At 52.6% G+C, this 1,192-nt stretch carries 1 protein-coding gene; it reads right to left on the bottom strand.

Features of this window, described 5'->3' with window-relative positions:
- A partial coding sequence (locus E1189_RS11685) for a hypothetical protein (RefSeq protein WP_196221391.1) occupies nt 1-1,192 on the bottom strand: 1,192 nt, incomplete at both ends.

Genomic DNA, 1,192 nt, shown 5'->3' with positions numbered 1-1,192 from the left:
CTTTAGCCTCCAGGGTTCATCTTTCTTCAGTTTCTGTCGATGGGGCTCAAGCTTGTTGGCCTGAGCAAAGAGTCCTTCCGCTTTATCTTTGAACTCGTGCTTCTTGTTTTCCTGGATATCCAGGGTCTTCAACATATCTCCTGGCCAGACGGATAACAGACGGAAGCAATGAGCAAGCTGGCTGAGGCAAGATGCACTTGTCGCTCCGCTTTGCTCCACCGCAACAGCTGCTTCATTTAACGCTTTTCCCAGAAGGGTGGAATGCCTGGGCAAGATGGCATCAACTGTTGTTAATTCTCGGAAGTGACGGACACTGAAACACAGGCTGGATTCGAACCCTGAGAACAACTGCTTTTCAAATTGCAGTTCGTCAAACCGGCCCCATGCTCCCATATCAGTGAAAATGGCCGCTATACCCAGTTCGATCTCCTTGTCATCACAGGGAGTGTCTGGCTGCCCGGCTGCCAGGGTACGCAGCCGGATAAAGATGTCCAGAGCCTTTTGCAGGTTACACTCGCCCCCTATGAGCTGAAAGTGTCTGGCCAGAGTCAGCTCGATCTCCTTGTCATCACAGGGGGTGTCCACCTGATCCCCAGTCACCTGAGTGCGCAGTCGGGTAAAGATGTTCAGGGCTGTTTTCAGGTTCTCGGTACCCCCCATAGCCTGGAGATGTCTGCCGAATGTTAACTCGATCTCCTTGTCATCACAGCAGGTGTCTGGCTTTCCCCCCGCCGCCTGGATGCGCAGACGGGTAAAAATCTCCAGAGCCTTTTGCAAGTTCTCCGTGCCCCCCATGAGTTGAAAATGTCTGCCCAGTGTTAATTCGATATCCTTATCATCACAAGGCGTGTCCTCTCGCCCTCTGCCCGCTCGGGTGCGCAGACGGGTAAAAATCTCCAGAGCCTTTTGCAAGTTCTCCGTGCCCCCCATGATCTGAAGATGTCTGCCCATAGCCAGTTCAATCTCTTTGTCCTCACAGGGTGTGTTTTCCTTCCCTCCAGCTGCCTGGGTGCGTAGCTGAGTAAAAATGACCAGAGCCTTTTGCAGGTTACTCTTGCCCCCCATGAGCTGGAGGTGTCTGCCCAGTGTTAACTCAACATCTTTGTCACCGCAGGGCATGTTTTTCACTCCATCGGCCAACCGGGTGCGCAGTTGGGTGAAAATGACCAGAGCCTTTTGCAGATTTTTCTTG

Source organism: Parendozoicomonas verongulae, assembly GCF_009711465.1.
Lineage (GTDB): Bacteria > Pseudomonadota > Gammaproteobacteria > Pseudomonadales > Endozoicomonadaceae > Sansalvadorimonas > Sansalvadorimonas verongulae.
This window is presented reverse-complemented; position numbering and strand designations above follow the sequence as displayed.